Source organism: Xenorhabdus bakwenae (assembly GCF_030272115.1).
Taxonomy (GTDB): domain Bacteria; phylum Pseudomonadota; class Gammaproteobacteria; order Enterobacterales; family Enterobacteriaceae; genus Xenorhabdus; species Xenorhabdus bakwenae.
The window spans coordinates 3,251,641-3,267,045 of record NZ_CP119194.1; the positions used below are offsets into that span (position 1 = coordinate 3,251,641).

The window sequence follows — 15,405 nt, forward strand, 5'->3', positions numbered from 1 at the left end:
GAATGACAATACCCGATTATATACTTACAGGTTTATACCTGAAAAATTAACTGACTCCTTGACTCGCATCAAATTCTGTTGTCATTTGTTCGAGCTGTTCCTGAATATCCAACCATTCCATTTCAGTATCTTCCAGTTTGGATTTTGTTTGCGTCTGCTGATGCAGGCATTCAGTCAGTTCAGTTTTACGATCATGGTCGTAAAGCGTATTGTCTGACAGCTTCTCTTCTAATTCTGTCAATGCCGTACCCAGTTTTTCCATCTGTTTTTCAAGGGTTGCAAGCTGTTTTCGCAATGGCTGCGTTTGGTTACGGAATTCAGCTTCACGCCGTTTTTGATCTTTACGCTCTTGAGCACTGTAATTTTGAGTGCTATTTGTTGAAGATTCGCTCTCTGATTTTTCTTTTTCCTGGCTATCCCGCATTTGCTGGCGTTGCAGTTCAGTGAGCCATTGCTGATAATCGTCTAAATCACCTTTAAAAAGTTCTACTTTGCCATCATGTACCAGATAAAGTTCGTCTGTTGTAGAACGCAGTAAGTGCCTGTCATGCGATACGACGACCAGCGCACCTTCGAAATCAATCAGTGCTTCAGTCAATGCTTGTCTCATGTCGAGATCAAGGTGGTTGGTCGGTTCGTCAAGCAGAAGGAGGTTTGGACGTTGCCAGACAATCAGAGCCAGTACCAAACGCGCTTTTTCACCACCGGAAAAACGTCCGCTTGGGTCGGTCACTTGATCGCCTTTGAAGCCAAATCCTCCCAGGTAATCTCGAAGCTGTTGCTCTGTCTCTCTGGGCGCGATTCGGACTAAATGCTGTAATGGAGATTCATCTGCCCGTAGGTATTCCAATTGGTGCTGTGTGAAGTAACCCAGTTTAATGCCTTTCGATAAGGCAATTTCTCCTTGCTGAGGTGCAAGCTCTCCTGCCAGCAACTTGATCAACGTGGATTTACCCGCACCATTGCGACCTAGCAGGCCGATCCGTGAACCTGGCACCAGATTTAATTTGATCGAGTTCAATACCGTTTTTTCGCCATAGCCAGCACTAACTTTATCCATATTTAAGAGTGGATTTGGCAGGTTTTCCGGCTGGCGGAAACTGAAATGGAAAGGGTTATCGACATGAGCGGGCGCGATAAGCTCCATGCGTTCCAGCATTTTGATGCGACTTTGTGCCTGTTTCGCTTTAGAGGCTTTGGCGCGGAAGCGGTCAATATAACTCTGCAAATGGGCCACTTTTTCCTGTTGGCTTTGGTATAACGCCTGTTGCTGGGCAAGTTTGGCCGCGCGTTGCCGTTCGAAGGAAGAGTAGTTACCGGTATATTCGTATAGATCCTGCTGTTCAATGTGCAGAATTTTATCGATGATTGGATCGAGAAAATCACGATCGTGGGAAATTAGGATCAAGGTGCCGGTATAACTCTTCAACCATTTTTCCAGCCAGATAACAGCATCCAGATCAAGATGGTTGGTCGGTTCATCGAGTAATAGCAAATCAGAGCGGCAGATCAGCGCTTGTGCCAGGTTGAGGCGCATACGCCAGCCCCCAGAGAATGAACGTACCGGTTGTTCTAGCTGAACCTGGGAAAAACCTAATCCGTGCAGCAGGCTAGCGGCTCGGGCGCGGATTGTCCATGCCTGAATAGTATCCAGCAAACCATGAAGGTGGGCGATGGCGTGACCGTCATTTTGTTCATTGGCTATTTTGAGTTTTTGCTCCAGTTGCCGGAATTCACGGTCACCATCGATGACATATTCCAGCGCTGATATTTCCAGGGCTGGCGTTTCCTGATTAACCCAAGCCAGTGCCCAGTTGCTGGGGAAGGTGACAGAGCCATTTTCAGCTTGAAGTTCATCTTTCAGTAATGCCAGCAGGGTAGATTTACCGCAGCCATTTTTGCCAACTAATCCGACTTTTTGTCCAGGATTGATCGTTGCGTTGGCGTTATCCAGCAGGATGCGAATGCCACGACGGATTTGCAGTGAAGAGAAAACAATCATAGATGTCGTCTATATATAATGTGTTAAGTTAATTAATAGTTAGATTTATATATCCTTCATCTTTCAAGTTGCCGCTTTGTTGACTGCGTTCCTCATACCAATCGTATATCGATATGCATAGTGATCGTTGATACGTATAGTGTTCGATGGGCCGCAATTTGAAATCTATTGGGTATATGTATTGAGTTTTAAGTACCTGGTGTGCATGGTAGCGGAAAATAGATGTTCTGACACGTCTTAGGGGGAATTATGTCAATTAGTCGTAAGCGTTTTATTGCAGGAGCAGTCTGCCCAAAATGCCAATCACAGGATACGCTGGCAATGTGGCAGGAAAATAAGGTTGATGTTGTTGAGTGTGTCCGTTGTGGCCATATACAGAGGCAGACGGAGGACGCTGTCACATCTCATATCAGAGACCAGGAACAGGTCATTGGGATCTTTACACCACAGTAACTCAATACATGTACAATGAATTGTGGATAAATTTTGCCATTGACTAGGTACAGTAACGTAGAATTCCGTTACAATTGGCAGCATTTTTTTGAGCAGTAAAAATTTTCCCTCACGGATTTTTTCCCTCGGGTATGTAGGAGTTGTCATGAAAGTAGCAAAAGACTTGGTGGTCAGCCTGGCTTATCAAGTAAGAACAGAAGATGGTGTTTTAGTTGATGAGTCCTCGGTGAGTGCACCGTTAGACTATCTGCATGGCCGTGGTTCTCTGATCAGCGGATTAGAGAAAGCAGTGGATGGCCGTGAGGTGGGTGAACGTTTTGATGTTAGCGTAGAAGCAGAAGATGCATACGGTCAGTATGATGACAACCTGGTTCAGCGTGCACCAAAAGATGTGTTTGTTGGCGTTGATGATCTCCAGGTTGGTATGCGTTTCCTGGCTGACACCGATCAGGGACCTATTCCAGTAGAAATCACTGCGATAGAAGGTGATGAAGTGGTTGTTGATGCAAACCACATGTTGGCTGGCCAGAATCTGAAATTCAATGTTGAAATTGTTGCGATCCGTGAGGCGACCGAAGAAGAATTGGCTCATGGCCATGTACATGGTCAGGGTGGCTGTGATGAGCACCATGATCACGATCACGGTGATCACGGATGCTGCGGCGGTAGCTGCCATTAAGATTAATCGGGGCTAACTGAAAATCGTTAGTCACCTGAAATATCAGTAAGCAGAAAAAGAGAAGCGGGTTTTAAGCTTCTCTTTTTTATTTTGCGTCTAGCCTTCCTTGGCGGGTCGTTTCCCTGATGAATATCAGTAATGGGGGGGCGGTGTTTCTTCAGAAAGCGGTGCAATGATGGATGCCTGGTGAGTTTTCAGACGTTCAGCGATTAATTTTAGTTGTTCTTTCAATCTGTCAGTTTCGAGCTGTTGCTTTATCACTTCCTGATTCAATGCTTCAATGGTGGCATCTTGGTAAGCCAGCTTGGTTTCTAGTTGTTCAAATCTTCGCTCAAATTCAGATAATTCCATTATCTTTCCTCCTGCCTCTGAATCAATTAATTTAAATGACGGACCGATTATTCGGTCAAGATGCCACTATAATGCTCATATATCCAGTGAAATAGAATTTCACGAAACCTCTTTGCTTTAATGTTGTCTCAACGATTTTTATGGCAAGGTATAGCAAATATTGTCATTGGTTTTCTTAGGCGGTTATAGTAAATGTTATGCCCTATGCTGATGGCAACCCCACCCAAACTTATTGGAGAATAGGATGAAATCACTGTTTAAAACAACTCTGCTGGCAACAACGCTAGCGGTGGCATTTAGCGTACCCCAGGTTTTGGCTGCTAACACCGAAACCAAAGACGAAGTCAAACTAAATAGTGCTTTTAAAACAGCAGAACAGCAAAATTCTTATGCTCTGGGTGCTTCTCTGGGAGGCTATATGGCCAACTCATTGCAAGAACAGAAAGCGCTCGGTATCAATATAGAAAAAGAAAAGTTGCTGGCTGGTGTTGAAGATGCATTAAATAATAAAGCCAAACTGACGGATAAAGAAATACAGGAAACCCTGATAGCCTTTGAATCTAAAGTGAAAAGTGCAGCACTGGCTAAGGCAGAAAAAGAAGCCAGTGAAAATGGTGAAAAAGGTGCCCAATATCGCAAAGAGTTTGCTAAACAAGCGGGCGTAGTGGAAACCAAAACCGGGCTTCTTTACAAAATTGAAAAAGCAGGTACGGGTAACGCACCTAAAGAGACTGATACTGTCGTTGTTAACTACAATGGTTCTTTGATTGATGGTCAGGGTTTTGACAGCTCTTATGACCGTAAAGAGCCGCTGACAATCCGTTTGGATAGCGTTATTCCAGGTTGGAGTGAAGGTATACAGCATGTGAAGAAAGGTGGAAAAATCACATTAGTTATTCCACCTAAGCTGGCTTATGATCAGGTTAATTTACCTAAAATTCCAGCTAACTCCACTTTAGTTTTCAATGTTGAATTACTGGATATTAAGCCTGCGGCCAAGGCAAAATAAAAAGATATTAGCAGGGGCTTAAGGCTCCTGCTTTATCACACATTTTTCTACCTTTCGATTTGCTGCTGATATTTACCTCTATTTGATGAGTAATAAGCATGGATAAAAAATAATAAATTTATTTGCTTATTATTTCCCACGGTATTAAATGGGATATTGCTTTTCGTATTTCAGATGGATTCGGCATAAAGCTGTGATTGAACCCCGCGCTATACTCAGCAAGAACTTGACGGCAGTTCGATGTGGTTTTAACGTCACTATTCTGAATAGTCCGAATAGAATAATATAGAGCAAACATTTTTAACTGTTTGTTTTTAGCGCTTATCTCATAAGGCTATTTAACTTTCTTGTAACAATAGGCGTTTACCGAAGTAGATGCTGAGTTGCAGTAATGTGATTTTATAATAAATCTTGCCCCGATGTTTTTGGTGAGGCAAAGTCAGAATTTGAAGGATGGTGTATTACATGTCTACCCCGCTATTAACTGGTGATAATATCTCTGGTGAAAACAGTGATATTGATTTACTGGAAAACCAACCATTTAGTGAAACTGATCACGAAATTTTAAAATCTTACGAAGCTGCTGTGGATGGCCTGGCTATGTTGATTGGTGGGCATTGTGAAATAGTTCTTCATTCACTGGAAGATCTTAAATGTTCAGCCGTCAGAATAGCTAATGGCGAGCATACAGGGCGTAAAATTGGTTCTCCGATTACCGATCTGGCGTTGCGAATGCTGCATGATATTACGGATGAAGACAGTAGCGTTTCCAGGGCGTATTTCACACGGGCTAAAAGTGGCTCGTTGATGAAATCTGTCACGATTGCTATCCGCAATCGCCAGCGTCGAGTCATTGGGCTTTTGTGCATCAATATGAATCTTGATGTGCCTTTCTCTGAAATTATTCAGACCTTTATCCCGGAAAAAACCCATGAAGTTGCTTCAAACGTCAATTTTGCTTCTTCCGTGGATGATCTGGTAGCACAAACTCTGGAATTCACAATTGAAGAAGTGAATGCTGATCGCAATGTTTCCAATAATGCGAAAAACAGACAGGTTGTGCTGAACCTTTATGAGAAAGGTATTTTTGATATTAAAGATGCGATTAATCAGGTGGCTGATCGTTTGAATATCTCCAAACATACGGTATATCTCTATATTCGCCAGTTCAAAAATGGTGAATATGCGGGTTCGGAGAAGTAATGTCGTCACTGTCTTATTGTTTGCTGGTCACTGGGCCAGCTTACGGTACTCAACAAGCCAGCAGCGCTTACCAATTTGCTCAGGCATTGATCACCTCTGGCCATAAACTGCATAGCGTGTTTTTTTATCGCGAAGGTGTCCAAAACGGCAATCAATGGGTTGCCCCTGCCAATGATGAGTTTGATTTGGTCAGGGCCTGGCAGACATTGGCAGTCCAGCATCAATTCGATCTGTTTATCTGTGTTGCTGCGGCATTGCGCCGTGGTGTCGTGGATGAACAGCAAGCCCGTGAATTGAATCTGCCCGCCGCTAATTTAGCTGAAGGGTTTGAGCTTAGTGGATTGGGATCGTTGGCAGAAGCCATGATGTTATGTGATCGTGTCATACAATTTTAGCGCTGGTTAGGTTTGGGAATCTTCGTGGGTATCGATGAAAAAAATTGCCTTTGTTTTTACTGAAGCTCCTCACGGCTCTTCTGCCGGCCGGGAAGGGCTGGATGCACTGCTTGCGACGTCGGCATTGACTGAGCAAATCGGTGTATTTTTTATTTCTGATGGTGTATTTCAATTATTGGCCAATCAGCAGCCGGATAAAATCCTGGCCCGTGACTATATCTCAACCTTTAAGGTCTTGCCGCTCTATGACATTGATAAATGTTACGTCTGTCTGGATGATTTGGTGATTCGGGGAGGCAGCCCAGCCAGCAATTTTGTGCTGGAAGCTGAATTTCTTTCTGCCGCCGCAATCCGAGAATTGTTGGCGGGTTATGATTTTGTGTTGAAATTTTAATCTATTTCAGGCGGGTAACATGTTATATACTGTCAGTCGCTCACCTTACCATAGTGACTTCAATGCAATGCTTGGCCTTGTATCTGATACCGATGATGTTTTATTGATGCACAATGGTGTGTTATTGGGCATTAATGATAACCGTTATTTGGCGGAGTTACTCCGTACGAGGGCAGGCATTTATGTTTTAAAAGAAGATCTTGATGCACGGGGGCTGATTGAACAGATTTCAGACCGTGTAATGGTAATTGATTACAATGGCTTTGTTAGCTTAACAGTAAAACATCAGCAAAATTTTGCATGGTAGAGGTGATGGGTAGATCTGAATGACACTTTTCAGTAACTTTACCAGCCCAACGCTTTACTGGCAGTACTTTATCGATAATATTTTGCCGATATAGAAAAACTGTATATTTCTTGACACCTCGTCAAGTCAGCAATAAAATTCCGCGTCCTCTTGTTTTGTCATAATGGCAGAGAGAGGGTAAAATCCGTGTTTACGAAGCAAAAAACCAGGAGCTTTTTTAATAATGGCAACTATTAATCAGCTGGTTCGCAAATCTCGTAGCTCGAAAGTTGTGAAAAGCAACGTTCCTGCTCTGGAAGCTTGCCCGCAAAAACGTGGCGTATGTACTCGTGTATATACTACCACCCCTAAAAAACCAAACTCCGCACTGCGTAAAGTATGTCGTGTGCGTTTGACTAATGGTTACGAAGTTTCTTCCTACATCGGTGGTGAAGGCCACAACCTGCAGGAACACTCCGTTATCCTGATCCGTGGCGGTCGTGTTAAAGACTTGCCAGGTGTACGTTACCACACCGTTCGCGGCGCTCTGGACTGTGCCGGTGTTAAAGACCGTAAACAAGGTCGTTCTAAGTACGGTGTGAAGAAGCCAAAGGCTTAATGGTTCTCCGTTAAGTAAGGCCAAACATTTTTCACATTAATGTCAAAATAAACTCGTAGAGTTTTGGACAACCCTGAAATTCGAAACGGAGTATTTCCATGCCACGTCGTCGTGTAATTGGTCAACGTAAAATTCTGCCAGATCCAAAGTTCGGATCTGAACTGCTGGCCAAATTTGTAAATATCCTGATGATAGACGGTAAAAAGTCTGTCGCAGAAGCTATTGTATATGGTGCGCTTGAGACCCTGGCTCAGCGTTCCGGTAAAGATCATCTGGAAGCATTCGAGCTGGCACTGGATAACGTGCGCCCGACTGTAGAAGTTAAGTCCCGCCGTGTTGGTGGTTCTACTTATCAGGTTCCAGTTGAAGTTCGTCCGGTTCGTCGTAATGCTCTGGCAATGCGTTGGATCGTTGAAGCTGCTCGTAAACGCGGTGATAAGTCCATGGCTCTGCGCCTGGCAAATGAATTATCTGATGCGGCTGAAAATAAAGGCGCTGCTGTGAAGAAACGTGAAGACGTTCACCGTATGGCAGAAGCTAACAAGGCGTTCGCACACTACCGTTGGTAAAATCCTTTATTGGGTATTCCATCGGCAGTGAATATGTTCCGGGTGGCTGTCCAGCTACCCGTTCTCTAAATTGAACGCCCACGAGAGAGGAAAAAATGGCTCGTAAAACCCCTATAACTCGTTACCGTAATATCGGTATCAGTGCGCACATTGACGCGGGTAAAACCACTACCACCGAACGTATTCTGTTCTACACTGGTGTAAGCCATAAGATCGGTGAAGTTCATGATGGCGCTGCTACTATGGACTGGATGGAACAGGAGCAAGAACGTGGTATTACCATCACGTCTGCTGCGACTACCGCATTCTGGTCTGGTATGGCTAAACAGTTTGAGCCACACCGTATCAACATCATCGACACCCCAGGCCACGTTGACTTCACTATCGAAGTAGAACGTTCCATGCGTGTTCTTGACGGTGCAGTAATGGTTTACTGTGCAGTTGGTGGTGTTCAGCCACAGTCTGAAACTGTATGGCGTCAGGCGAACAAATATAACGTTCCACGTATCGCGTTCGTTAACAAAATGGACCGTATGGGAGCGAACTTCCTGCGCGTTGTTGAGCAGATCAAAACTCGTCTGGCTGCTAACCCTGTTCCTCTGCAATTGGCAATTGGTGCAGAAGATACTTTCACCGGCATTGTTGATTTGCTGAAAATGAAAGCAATCAACTGGAGCGACGAAGATCAGGGTATTACCTTCGAATATGAAGATATCCCAGCTGACATGCTTGAGCAGGCTCAGGAATGGCATCAGAACCTGATTGAATCCGCAGCAGAAGCATCAGATGAACTGATGGATAAATATCTGGGCGGTGAAGAGCTGACTGAAGAAGAAATCAAGGCAGCTCTGCGTAAGCGTGTTCTGGCTAACGAAATTATCCTGGTTACCTGTGGTTCTGCATTTAAGAACAAAGGTGTTCAGGCAATGCTGGATGCAGTGGTCGAATATCTGCCAGCTCCAACGGATGTTGAATCCATCAAAGGTATGCTGCCAGACGGTAAAGATACTCCGGCGGAACGTCACTCCCGCGATGACGAACCATTTTCAGCACTGGCGTTCAAAATCGCGACTGACCCATTCGTGGGTAACCTGACGTTCTTCCGCGTTTACTCCGGTGTGGTTAACTCTGGTGATACCGTACTGAACCCAGTGAAAGACAAAAAAGAACGTTTTGGCCGTATCGTTCAGATGCACGCCAACAAACGTGAAGAAATTAAAGAAGTCCGTGCAGGCGACATCGCTGCTGCTATCGGTCTGAAAGATGTCACTACAGGTGATACTCTTTGTGACCTGAGCAAGCCAATCATTCTGGAGCGCATGGAATTCCCAGAGCCGGTTATCTCTGTTGCTATTGAGCCAAAAACTAAAGCTGACCAGGAAAAAATGGGTATCGCTTTAGGCCGTCTGGCTCAGGAAGACCCATCTTTCCGCGTGAGCAGTGATGAAGAGACTGGTCAGACTATCATCGCAGGTATGGGTGAACTTCACCTCGACGTACTGGTTGACCGTATGCGTCGTGAATTCAACGTTGAAGCGAACGTAGGTAAACCTCAGGTTGCTTACCGTGAAACCATCCGTGCATCTGTTGAGCAGGAAGGTAAACACGCTAAACAGTCCGGTGGTCGTGGTCAGTACGGTCACGTTTGGCTACGTATCGAGCCTCTGGAAGCAGGTGGTGTTGGTTACGAGTTCGCGAACGAAATCGTTGGTGGTGTTGTTCCTAAAGAATACATCCCAGGCGTCGATAAAGGCGTTCAGGAACAGTTGAAGAGCGGTGTTCTGGCTGGTTATCCAATCGTTGACGTTAAAGTTGCTCTGTTCGATGGTTCTTACCACGACGTTGACTCCTCAGAAATCGCCTTTAAAATTGCTGCATCCATGGCATTTAAAGAAGGCTTCATGAAAGCGAAACCAGTTCTGCTGGAACCAATCATGAAAGTCGAAGTGGAAACACCAGAAGACTACATGGGTGACGTCATCGGTGACCTGAACCGTCGCCGTGGTATGATCGATGGTATGGATGATATAGCTACGGGCAAAATTGTTCGTGCTCAAGTACCATTGTCTGAAATGTTTGGTTATGCTACTGACCTGCGTTCTCAGACCCAAGGTCGTGCTTCTTACTCCATGGAGTTCTTGAAGTACAACGAAGCGCCTAGCAACGTCGCTCAGGCTATTATTGAAGCTCGTAAATCTAGATAAGTTTTCGAGTTTACTATCTTTTTAGCTCCCTCCTCTTTGTGACGAGGGAGCGGTATTAAGGAATAGAGTCGTGTCTAAAGAAAAGTTTGAACGTTCAAAACCGCACGTTAACGTTGGTACTATCGGCCACGTTGACCACGGTAAAACTACCCTGACTGCTGCAATCACTACCGTTCTGGCAAAAACTTACGGTGGTAGCGCACGTGCATTCGACCAGATCGACAATGCGCCAGAAGAAAAAGCACGTGGTATCACCATCTCTACTTCTCACGTAGAATACGATACCCCAACTCGTCACTACGCACACGTTGACTGCCCAGGCCACGCCGACTATGTGAAAAACATGATCACCGGTGCGGCTCAGATGGACGGCGCGATCCTGGTTGTTGCTGCAACTGATGGCCCAATGCCACAGACTCGTGAGCACATCCTGCTGGGTCGTCAGGTAGGCGTTCCTTACATCATCGTGTTCCTGAACAAATGTGACATGGTTGATGATGAAGAGCTGCTGGAACTGGTTGAAATGGAAGTGCGTGAGCTGCTGTCTCAGTACGATTTCCCAGGCGACGACACGCCAATTATCCGTGGTTCGGCGCTGAAAGCGCTGGAAGGCGACGCTGAGTGGGAAGCGAAAGTTATCGAACTGGCAGAAGCACTGGATACTTACATCCCAGAACCAGAGCGTGACATTGATAAGCCATTCCTGCTGCCAATCGAAGACGTATTCTCCATCTCCGGCCGTGGTACTGTAGTAACCGGTCGTGTAGAGCGTGGTATCGTTAAAGTCGGTGACGAAGTTGAAATCGTAGGTATCAAAGAAACCACTAAAACCACGTGTACTGGCGTTGAAATGTTCCGCAAATTGCTGGACGAAGGCCGTGCGGGTGAGAACGTGGGTGTTCTGCTGCGTGGTACTAAGCGTGATGACGTTGAACGTGGTCAGGTTCTGGCGAAGCCAGGCTCTATCCACCCACACACTCAGTTCGAATCTGAAGTGTATATCCTGAGCAAAGATGAAGGTGGTCGTCATACCCCATTCTTCAAAGGTTACCGTCCACAGTTCTACTTCCGTACCACTGACGTAACCGGAACTATCGAACTGCCAGAAGGCGTAGAGATGGTCATGCCAGGTGACAACATCAACATGGTAGTTAACCTGATTGCCCCAATCGCAATGGACGAAGGTCTGCGTTTCGCCATCCGTGAAGGTGGCCGTACTGTAGGTGCCGGTGTTGTTGCTAAAGTGATCGCATAATTTTTTTAATGTGTTCATTTTAGAAGGGCATCGATAGATGCCCTTTTTATACGTTGTCTTAAGAAGAACCTATCTCATCAATAGTTGTTCATTATTGGGCAATTAATAGCAGATAAATTGCTGTTTGATTGCTATTCTTAATTATTGGTGAGATAGGCTCTGATACAACGGATGGGCTTAAATATCATTAAGATACAAAAGTCCTGCTGAATTTTGGTGCCGAGTCAGATACAATTACAATTATCTTTGGGTTCGGTCTGATTTGTTTTGCTCTTGCGAGGCAAGCTGGCTATCTATTTACATCATAGTTACTTACATATAGTTACAGGTTGGTTTATGAGTGCGAATAGCGATGCTCAAGAAAGCGGGCGTGGTCTTGATATAGCAAAGTGGCTATTGGTGGCGATGCTACTGGTGGTTGCTATTGTGGGTAATTACTATTACCGAGAGTATAACCTGCCTCTGCGCGCGATAGCCGTGGTTGCTATTGTGGCCCTTGCAGGAGCAGTTGCATTGTGGACTGTAAAAGGTAAAGCTGCGTTAGCATTTGCCCGTGAAGCCCGCATTGAAATGCGTAAAGTCATTTGGCCAACTCGCCAGGAAGCACTGCATACGACTTTGATTGTTGCAGCTGTGACGGCTGTCATGTCTCTTATTTTGTGGGGGCTTGATGGTATTCTGGTGCGTTTAGTTTCATTTATTACAGGCCTGAGGTTTTAAAAATGTCTGAATCCCCAAAAAAGCGTTGGTATGTCATCCAGGCATTTTCTGGGTTTGAAGGTCGCGTCGCTCAATCTCTGCGTGAACATATCAAATTACAAGAGATGGAAGATTTTTTTGGCGAAGTGATGGTGCCGACAGAAGAAGTTGTTGAGATCCGTAGTGGTCAGCGCCGTAAAAGCGAGCGTAAATTCTTCCCTGGCTATGTCCTGGTACAGATGGTAATGAACGATGCGACTTGGCATTTGGTTCGTAGTGTACCTCGCGTAATGGGTTTTATCGGTGGCACCTCTGACCGCCCAGCACCAATCAGCGATAAAGAAGTTGATGCGATCATGAATCGTCTTCAACAGGTTGGTGATAAACCACGGCCAAAAACTCTGTTCGAACCAGGCGAAATGGTTCGAGTCAGTGATGGTCCGTTTGCAGACTTCAATGGTGTGGTGGAAGAAGTCGATTACGAGAAGAGCCGCTTGAAAGTCTCGGTTTCTATCTTTGGTCGTGCTACACCTGTTGAGCTGGATTTCAGCCAGGTAGAGAAAGCCTAATCTGGTGATTAAGTAAGCGCTTATGCTTGCAAGGGGGGTGAAATTAGCATACAATTTCGCGCCTTTTGTTTTTTATCCAGGCATCATTTTGAGATGATACTGAGATAATATTAGGTTAATTAAAGTTTTTAGTGACCTGGTCTTTAATAGACGGGGTTCAAATCGTCAGGGGAGCCTCATTTTGAGGCGATAAGACCCGCATAGAGGAAAAATAAATGGCTAAGAAAGTACAAGCCTACGTTAAGCTGCAAGTTGCAGCGGGTATGGCTAACCCAAGCCCACCAGTTGGTCCAGCTCTGGGTCAGCAGGGTGTTAACATCATGGAATTCTGTAAAGCGTTCAATGCTAAAACTGAAAGCATTGAAAAAGGCTTGCCAATTCCAGTTGTTATTACTGTTTACGCAGACCGTTCTTTCACTTTCGTTACCAAAACCCCACCAGCGGCTGTTCTGCTGAAGAAAGCAGCAGGCATCAAATCTGGTTCTGGCAAACCGAACAAAGATAAAGTTGGTAAAGTAACCAGCGCTCAGATTCGTGAAATTGCTGAAACTAAAGCTGCGGACATGACTGGTGCTGACGTTGACGCGATGATGCGTTCAATCGAAGGTACTGCTCGTTCCATGGGCCTGGTAGTGGAGGGTTAATCAATGGCTAAACTGACTAAGCGCATGCGCACTATCCGTGAAAAAGTTGATGCAACTAAACAATATGACATCAACGAAGCTATTACTCTGCTGAAAGAATTGGCTACTGCTAAATTCGTAGAAAGCGTTGACATAGCTGTTAATCTTGGCATTGATGCTCGTAAATCTGACCAGAACGTTCGTGGTGCAACTGTACTGCCACACGGTACTGGCCGTTCAGTACGTGTTGCTGTATTTACTCAGGGTGCAAACGCTGAAGCGGCTAAAGCTGCTGGTGCTGAACTGGTAGGTATGGAAGATCTGGCTGAATTGGTTAAGAAAGGCGAGATGGACTTCGACGTTGTTATCGCATCTCCAGATGCAATGCGCGTTGTTGGCCAACTGGGTCAAATCCTTGGCCCACGTGGTCTGATGCCAAACCCGAAAGTGGGTACTGTAACGCCTAACGTTGCTGAAGCTGTACAAAACGCTAAAGCGGGTCAGGTTCGTTACCGTAACGACAAGAACGGTATCATCCACACGACTATCGGTAAAGTTGACTTCGAAGCTGACAAACTGAAAGAAAACCTGGAAGCTCTGCTGGTTGCGCTGAAAAAAGCGAAACCATCTTCAGCTAAAGGCATTTACGTTAAGAAAGTTAGCCTGTCTACTACCATGGGTGCAGGTGTTGCGATCGACCAGTCTAGTCTGAACGCATCAGCTTAATGATTTAAGCTGAGAATAACGCTTTACCTTAGCGTCAGATTTGTCTAAAATCTGACGCTTCAAATTTGCCTGATCAGTGTGTTTTATCACACAGCTTTCGGAAAATAAGGCAGTATCGGCAAATAACAAGTTTTCGGTTGGAGCTTGGCCTGATCCAAGCCCCGTCCAAGACCGCAGGCGTAAGTAATTACTTAATATCCTGCGTAGACGGTGACAGAGCCAAATGAAATTTATTTTCTGGATTCTGCTCACCGTGTTTCAGCGCTCAGGCACATTTGGTGTTTTGAGTGAAGTGAGTCCCGGGTTTGCCCGGTTAATCCAGGAGCAAGAAGCTAATGGCACTAAATCTTCAAGACAAACAAGCGATTGTTGCTGAAGTCAGCGAAGTAGCCAAAGGCGCGCTGTCTGCGGTTGTTGCGGATTCTCGCGGCGTTACCGTAGATAAAATGACTGAACTGCGTAAAGCAGGTCGCGAAGCTGGCGTTTATATGCGTGTTGTTCGTAACACTCTGATGCGCCGTGCTGTTGAAGGTACTGAGTTTGAGTGCCTGAAAGAAGCGTTTGTTGGTCCAACCTTGATTGCTTTTTCTAACGAACATCCGGGCGCAGCTGCTCGTTTGTTCAAAGATTTCGCGAAAGCGAACCCAGCATTCGAGATTAAAGCAGCAGCCTTTGAAGGTGAGTTTATCCCAGCGAGCAACATCGATCGTCTGGCAACACTCCCAACTTACGAAGAAGCAATCGCACGCCTGATGGCAACCATGAAAGAAGCCTCTGCAGGCAAACTGGTTCGCACTCTGGCTGCGCTACGCGATCAGAAAGAAGCTGCTTAATTGCTTATTTCCTTCGTTGCTTTTTAACGTATAAATTTTTTCTGAATTTTAGGAACACTTGTTATGTCTATCACTAAAGAACAAATTCTGGACGCAGTTGCAGAAATGTCTGTAATGGACGTTGTTGAACTGATCAGCATGATGGAAGAAAAATTCGGCGTTTCTGCTGCTGCAGCTGTAGCTGTAGTTGGTGGTGCTGCTGAAGTTGTTGAAGAAAAAACTGAATTCGACGTCATCCTGACTGGCGTTGGTGCTAACAAAGTTGCTGTAATCAAAGCAGTACGTGGCGCAACTGGCCTGGGTCTGAAAGAAGCGAAAGACCTGGTTGAAAGCGCACCAGCAGCACTGAAAGAAGGCATCAGCAAAGACGACGCTGAAGCTCTGAAAAAATCTCTGGAAGAAGCAGGTGCTTCTGTTGAGATCAAGTAAGATCTGTTTGAAGTTCGCAGCCTGATTTTATAAGGCTGGCGGCTGGCGATTTTTTAATCGCCAGCCTTTTTGCGCTGTAAGGGCATTGTCTGAAAGTCAGATTTGTC

At 45.3% G+C, this 15,405-nt stretch carries 19 protein-coding genes; 17 read left to right on the forward strand and 2 right to left on the reverse strand.

The genetic code is table 11. From position 1 onward, the window contains the following. Positions 1-46: 46 nt before the first annotated feature. Positions 47-2,002, reverse strand: coding sequence for an ABC transporter ATP-binding protein (locus PXH59_RS16250; RefSeq protein WP_285809169.1), 1,956 nt, complete (start codon positions 2,000-2,002; stop codon positions 47-49). Positions 2,003-2,251: 249 nt separating this feature from the next. Between PXH59_RS16250 and PXH59_RS16255 the strand changes: the two genes are divergently transcribed. Both PXH59_RS16255 and slyD read left to right on the forward strand, forming a co-directional pair. Beyond that, complete coding sequence (locus PXH59_RS16255) at positions 2,252-2,455, forward strand: YheV family putative zinc ribbon protein (protein ID WP_047770758.1); 204 nt, start codon at positions 2,252-2,254, stop codon at positions 2,453-2,455. Positions 2,456-2,600: 145 nt separating this feature from the next. Beyond that, the gene (gene slyD / locus PXH59_RS16260; protein ID WP_285809171.1) at positions 2,601-3,134 is read left to right on the forward strand and encodes a peptidylprolyl isomerase; all 534 of its coding nucleotides are present in this window, start codon (positions 2,601-2,603) and stop codon (positions 3,132-3,134) included. 132 nt (positions 3,135-3,266) lie between these two features. On the opposite strand, the gene PXH59_RS16265 is transcribed toward slyD, so the two are convergent. Continuing rightward, positions 3,267-3,485 (reverse strand): SlyX family protein, encoded by a 219-nt coding sequence (locus PXH59_RS16265; protein ID WP_047770760.1) that lies wholly within the window; start codon positions 3,483-3,485, stop codon positions 3,267-3,269. 244 nt (positions 3,486-3,729) lie between these two features. Between PXH59_RS16265 and fkpA the strand changes: the two genes are divergently transcribed. The 15 genes from fkpA to rplL all read left to right on the forward strand — a co-directional run bounded on the left by fkpA (position 3,730) and on the right by rplL (position 15,298). Beyond that, entirely contained in the window at positions 3,730-4,494 is a 765-nt protein-coding gene (gene fkpA, locus PXH59_RS16270) for an FKBP-type peptidyl-prolyl cis-trans isomerase (RefSeq protein ID WP_285809172.1), read from the forward strand. Positions 4,495-4,959: 465 nt separating this feature from the next. Continuing rightward, positions 4,960-5,697 carry a helix-turn-helix transcriptional regulator gene (locus tag PXH59_RS16275; RefSeq protein ID WP_047770762.1) on the forward strand — a complete coding sequence of 246 codons (738 nt, stop codon included), beginning with the start codon at positions 4,960-4,962 and terminating at the stop codon, positions 5,695-5,697. Further along, entirely contained in the window at positions 5,697-6,092 is a 396-nt protein-coding gene (gene tusD / locus PXH59_RS16280) for a sulfurtransferase complex subunit TusD (protein WP_285809175.1), read from the forward strand. The genes PXH59_RS16275 and tusD overlap by 1 nt, the downstream gene beginning before the upstream one ends. Before the next feature lie 34 nt (positions 6,093-6,126). Next, the gene (tusC, locus tag PXH59_RS16285) at positions 6,127-6,486 is read left to right on the forward strand and encodes a sulfurtransferase complex subunit TusC (protein ID WP_047770764.1); all 360 of its coding nucleotides are present in this window, start codon (positions 6,127-6,129) and stop codon (positions 6,484-6,486) included. Positions 6,487-6,505: 19 nt separating this feature from the next. After that, positions 6,506-6,793, forward strand: a complete 288-nt coding sequence (tusB, locus tag PXH59_RS16290; protein WP_285809178.1) for a sulfurtransferase complex subunit TusB — start codon at positions 6,506-6,508, stop codon at positions 6,791-6,793. Between the two features lie 223 nt (positions 6,794-7,016). Further along, positions 7,017-7,391 (forward strand): 30S ribosomal protein S12, encoded by a 375-nt coding sequence (rpsL, locus tag PXH59_RS16295; protein ID WP_010848548.1) that lies wholly within the window; start codon positions 7,017-7,019, stop codon positions 7,389-7,391. Between the two features lie 98 nt (positions 7,392-7,489). Beyond that, positions 7,490-7,960, forward strand: a complete 471-nt coding sequence (gene rpsG, locus PXH59_RS16300) for a 30S ribosomal protein S7 (protein ID WP_285809182.1) — start codon at positions 7,490-7,492, stop codon at positions 7,958-7,960. Positions 7,961-8,055: 95 nt separating this feature from the next. Further along, positions 8,056-10,164, forward strand: coding sequence for an elongation factor G (gene fusA, locus PXH59_RS16305; protein WP_285809183.1), 2,109 nt, complete (start codon positions 8,056-8,058; stop codon positions 10,162-10,164). A 70-nt stretch (positions 10,165-10,234) separates the two neighbouring features. Then, positions 10,235-11,419 carry an elongation factor Tu gene (gene tuf / locus PXH59_RS16310; protein WP_047770768.1) on the forward strand — a complete coding sequence of 395 codons (1,185 nt, stop codon included), beginning with the start codon at positions 10,235-10,237 and terminating at the stop codon, positions 11,417-11,419. 336 nt (positions 11,420-11,755) lie between these two features. Then, on the forward strand, positions 11,756-12,139 hold the full coding sequence (gene secE / locus PXH59_RS16315) for a preprotein translocase subunit SecE (RefSeq protein WP_047770769.1): 384 nt from the start codon (positions 11,756-11,758) through the stop codon (positions 12,137-12,139). Between the two features lie 2 nt (positions 12,140-12,141). Beyond that, a complete protein-coding gene (gene nusG / locus PXH59_RS16320) occupies positions 12,142-12,687 on the forward strand; it encodes a transcription termination/antitermination protein NusG (protein WP_047770770.1) in 546 nt (181 codons plus the stop codon). 215 nt (positions 12,688-12,902) lie between these two features. After that, positions 12,903-13,331 (forward strand): 50S ribosomal protein L11, encoded by a 429-nt coding sequence (gene rplK / locus PXH59_RS16325; protein WP_047684958.1) that lies wholly within the window; start codon positions 12,903-12,905, stop codon positions 13,329-13,331. 3 nt (positions 13,332-13,334) lie between these two features. Then, entirely contained in the window at positions 13,335-14,036 is a 702-nt protein-coding gene (gene rplA / locus PXH59_RS16330) for a 50S ribosomal protein L1 (protein ID WP_047770771.1), read from the forward strand. Between the two features lie 335 nt (positions 14,037-14,371). Further along, the gene (rplJ, locus tag PXH59_RS16335; RefSeq protein WP_047770772.1) at positions 14,372-14,869 is read left to right on the forward strand and encodes a 50S ribosomal protein L10; all 498 of its coding nucleotides are present in this window, start codon (positions 14,372-14,374) and stop codon (positions 14,867-14,869) included. 63 nt (positions 14,870-14,932) lie between these two features. Next, a complete protein-coding gene (rplL, locus tag PXH59_RS16340) occupies positions 14,933-15,298 on the forward strand; it encodes a 50S ribosomal protein L7/L12 (RefSeq protein ID WP_047770773.1) in 366 nt (121 codons plus the stop codon). The last annotated feature ends 107 nt before the right edge of the window (positions 15,299-15,405 follow it).

What these genes read in the sequence shown, in the direction of transcription:
- PXH59_RS16250 (WP_285809169.1), bottom strand. Translation starts at nt 2,002, where the DNA reads ATGATTGTTTTCTCTTCACTGCAAATCCGTCGTGGCATTCGCATCCTG.
- PXH59_RS16255 (WP_047770758.1), top strand. Translation starts at nt 2,252, where the DNA reads ATGTCAATTAGTCGTAAGCGTTTTATTGCAGGAGCAGTCTGCCCAAAA.
- slyD (WP_285809171.1), top strand. Translation starts at nt 2,601, where the DNA reads ATGAAAGTAGCAAAAGACTTGGTGGTCAGCCTGGCTTATCAAGTAAGA.
- PXH59_RS16265 (WP_047770760.1), bottom strand. Translation starts at nt 3,485, where the DNA reads ATGGAATTATCTGAATTTGAGCGAAGATTTGAACAACTAGAAACCAAG.
- fkpA (WP_285809172.1), top strand. Translation starts at nt 3,730, where the DNA reads ATGAAATCACTGTTTAAAACAACTCTGCTGGCAACAACGCTAGCGGTG.
- PXH59_RS16275 (WP_047770762.1), top strand. Translation starts at nt 4,960, where the DNA reads ATGTCTACCCCGCTATTAACTGGTGATAATATCTCTGGTGAAAACAGT.
- tusD (WP_285809175.1), top strand. Translation starts at nt 5,697, where the DNA reads ATGTCGTCACTGTCTTATTGTTTGCTGGTCACTGGGCCAGCTTACGGT.
- tusC (WP_047770764.1), top strand. Translation starts at nt 6,127, where the DNA reads ATGAAAAAAATTGCCTTTGTTTTTACTGAAGCTCCTCACGGCTCTTCT.
- tusB (WP_285809178.1), top strand. Translation starts at nt 6,506, where the DNA reads ATGTTATATACTGTCAGTCGCTCACCTTACCATAGTGACTTCAATGCA.
- rpsL (WP_010848548.1), top strand. Translation starts at nt 7,017, where the DNA reads ATGGCAACTATTAATCAGCTGGTTCGCAAATCTCGTAGCTCGAAAGTT.
- rpsG (WP_285809182.1), top strand. Translation starts at nt 7,490, where the DNA reads ATGCCACGTCGTCGTGTAATTGGTCAACGTAAAATTCTGCCAGATCCA.
- fusA (WP_285809183.1), top strand. Translation starts at nt 8,056, where the DNA reads ATGGCTCGTAAAACCCCTATAACTCGTTACCGTAATATCGGTATCAGT.
- secE (WP_047770769.1), top strand. Translation starts at nt 11,756, where the DNA reads ATGAGTGCGAATAGCGATGCTCAAGAAAGCGGGCGTGGTCTTGATATA.
- nusG (WP_047770770.1), top strand. Translation starts at nt 12,142, where the DNA reads ATGTCTGAATCCCCAAAAAAGCGTTGGTATGTCATCCAGGCATTTTCT.
- rplK (WP_047684958.1), top strand. Translation starts at nt 12,903, where the DNA reads ATGGCTAAGAAAGTACAAGCCTACGTTAAGCTGCAAGTTGCAGCGGGT.
- rplA (WP_047770771.1), top strand. Translation starts at nt 13,335, where the DNA reads ATGGCTAAACTGACTAAGCGCATGCGCACTATCCGTGAAAAAGTTGAT.
- rplJ (WP_047770772.1), top strand. Translation starts at nt 14,372, where the DNA reads ATGGCACTAAATCTTCAAGACAAACAAGCGATTGTTGCTGAAGTCAGC.
- rplL (WP_047770773.1), top strand. Translation starts at nt 14,933, where the DNA reads ATGTCTATCACTAAAGAACAAATTCTGGACGCAGTTGCAGAAATGTCT.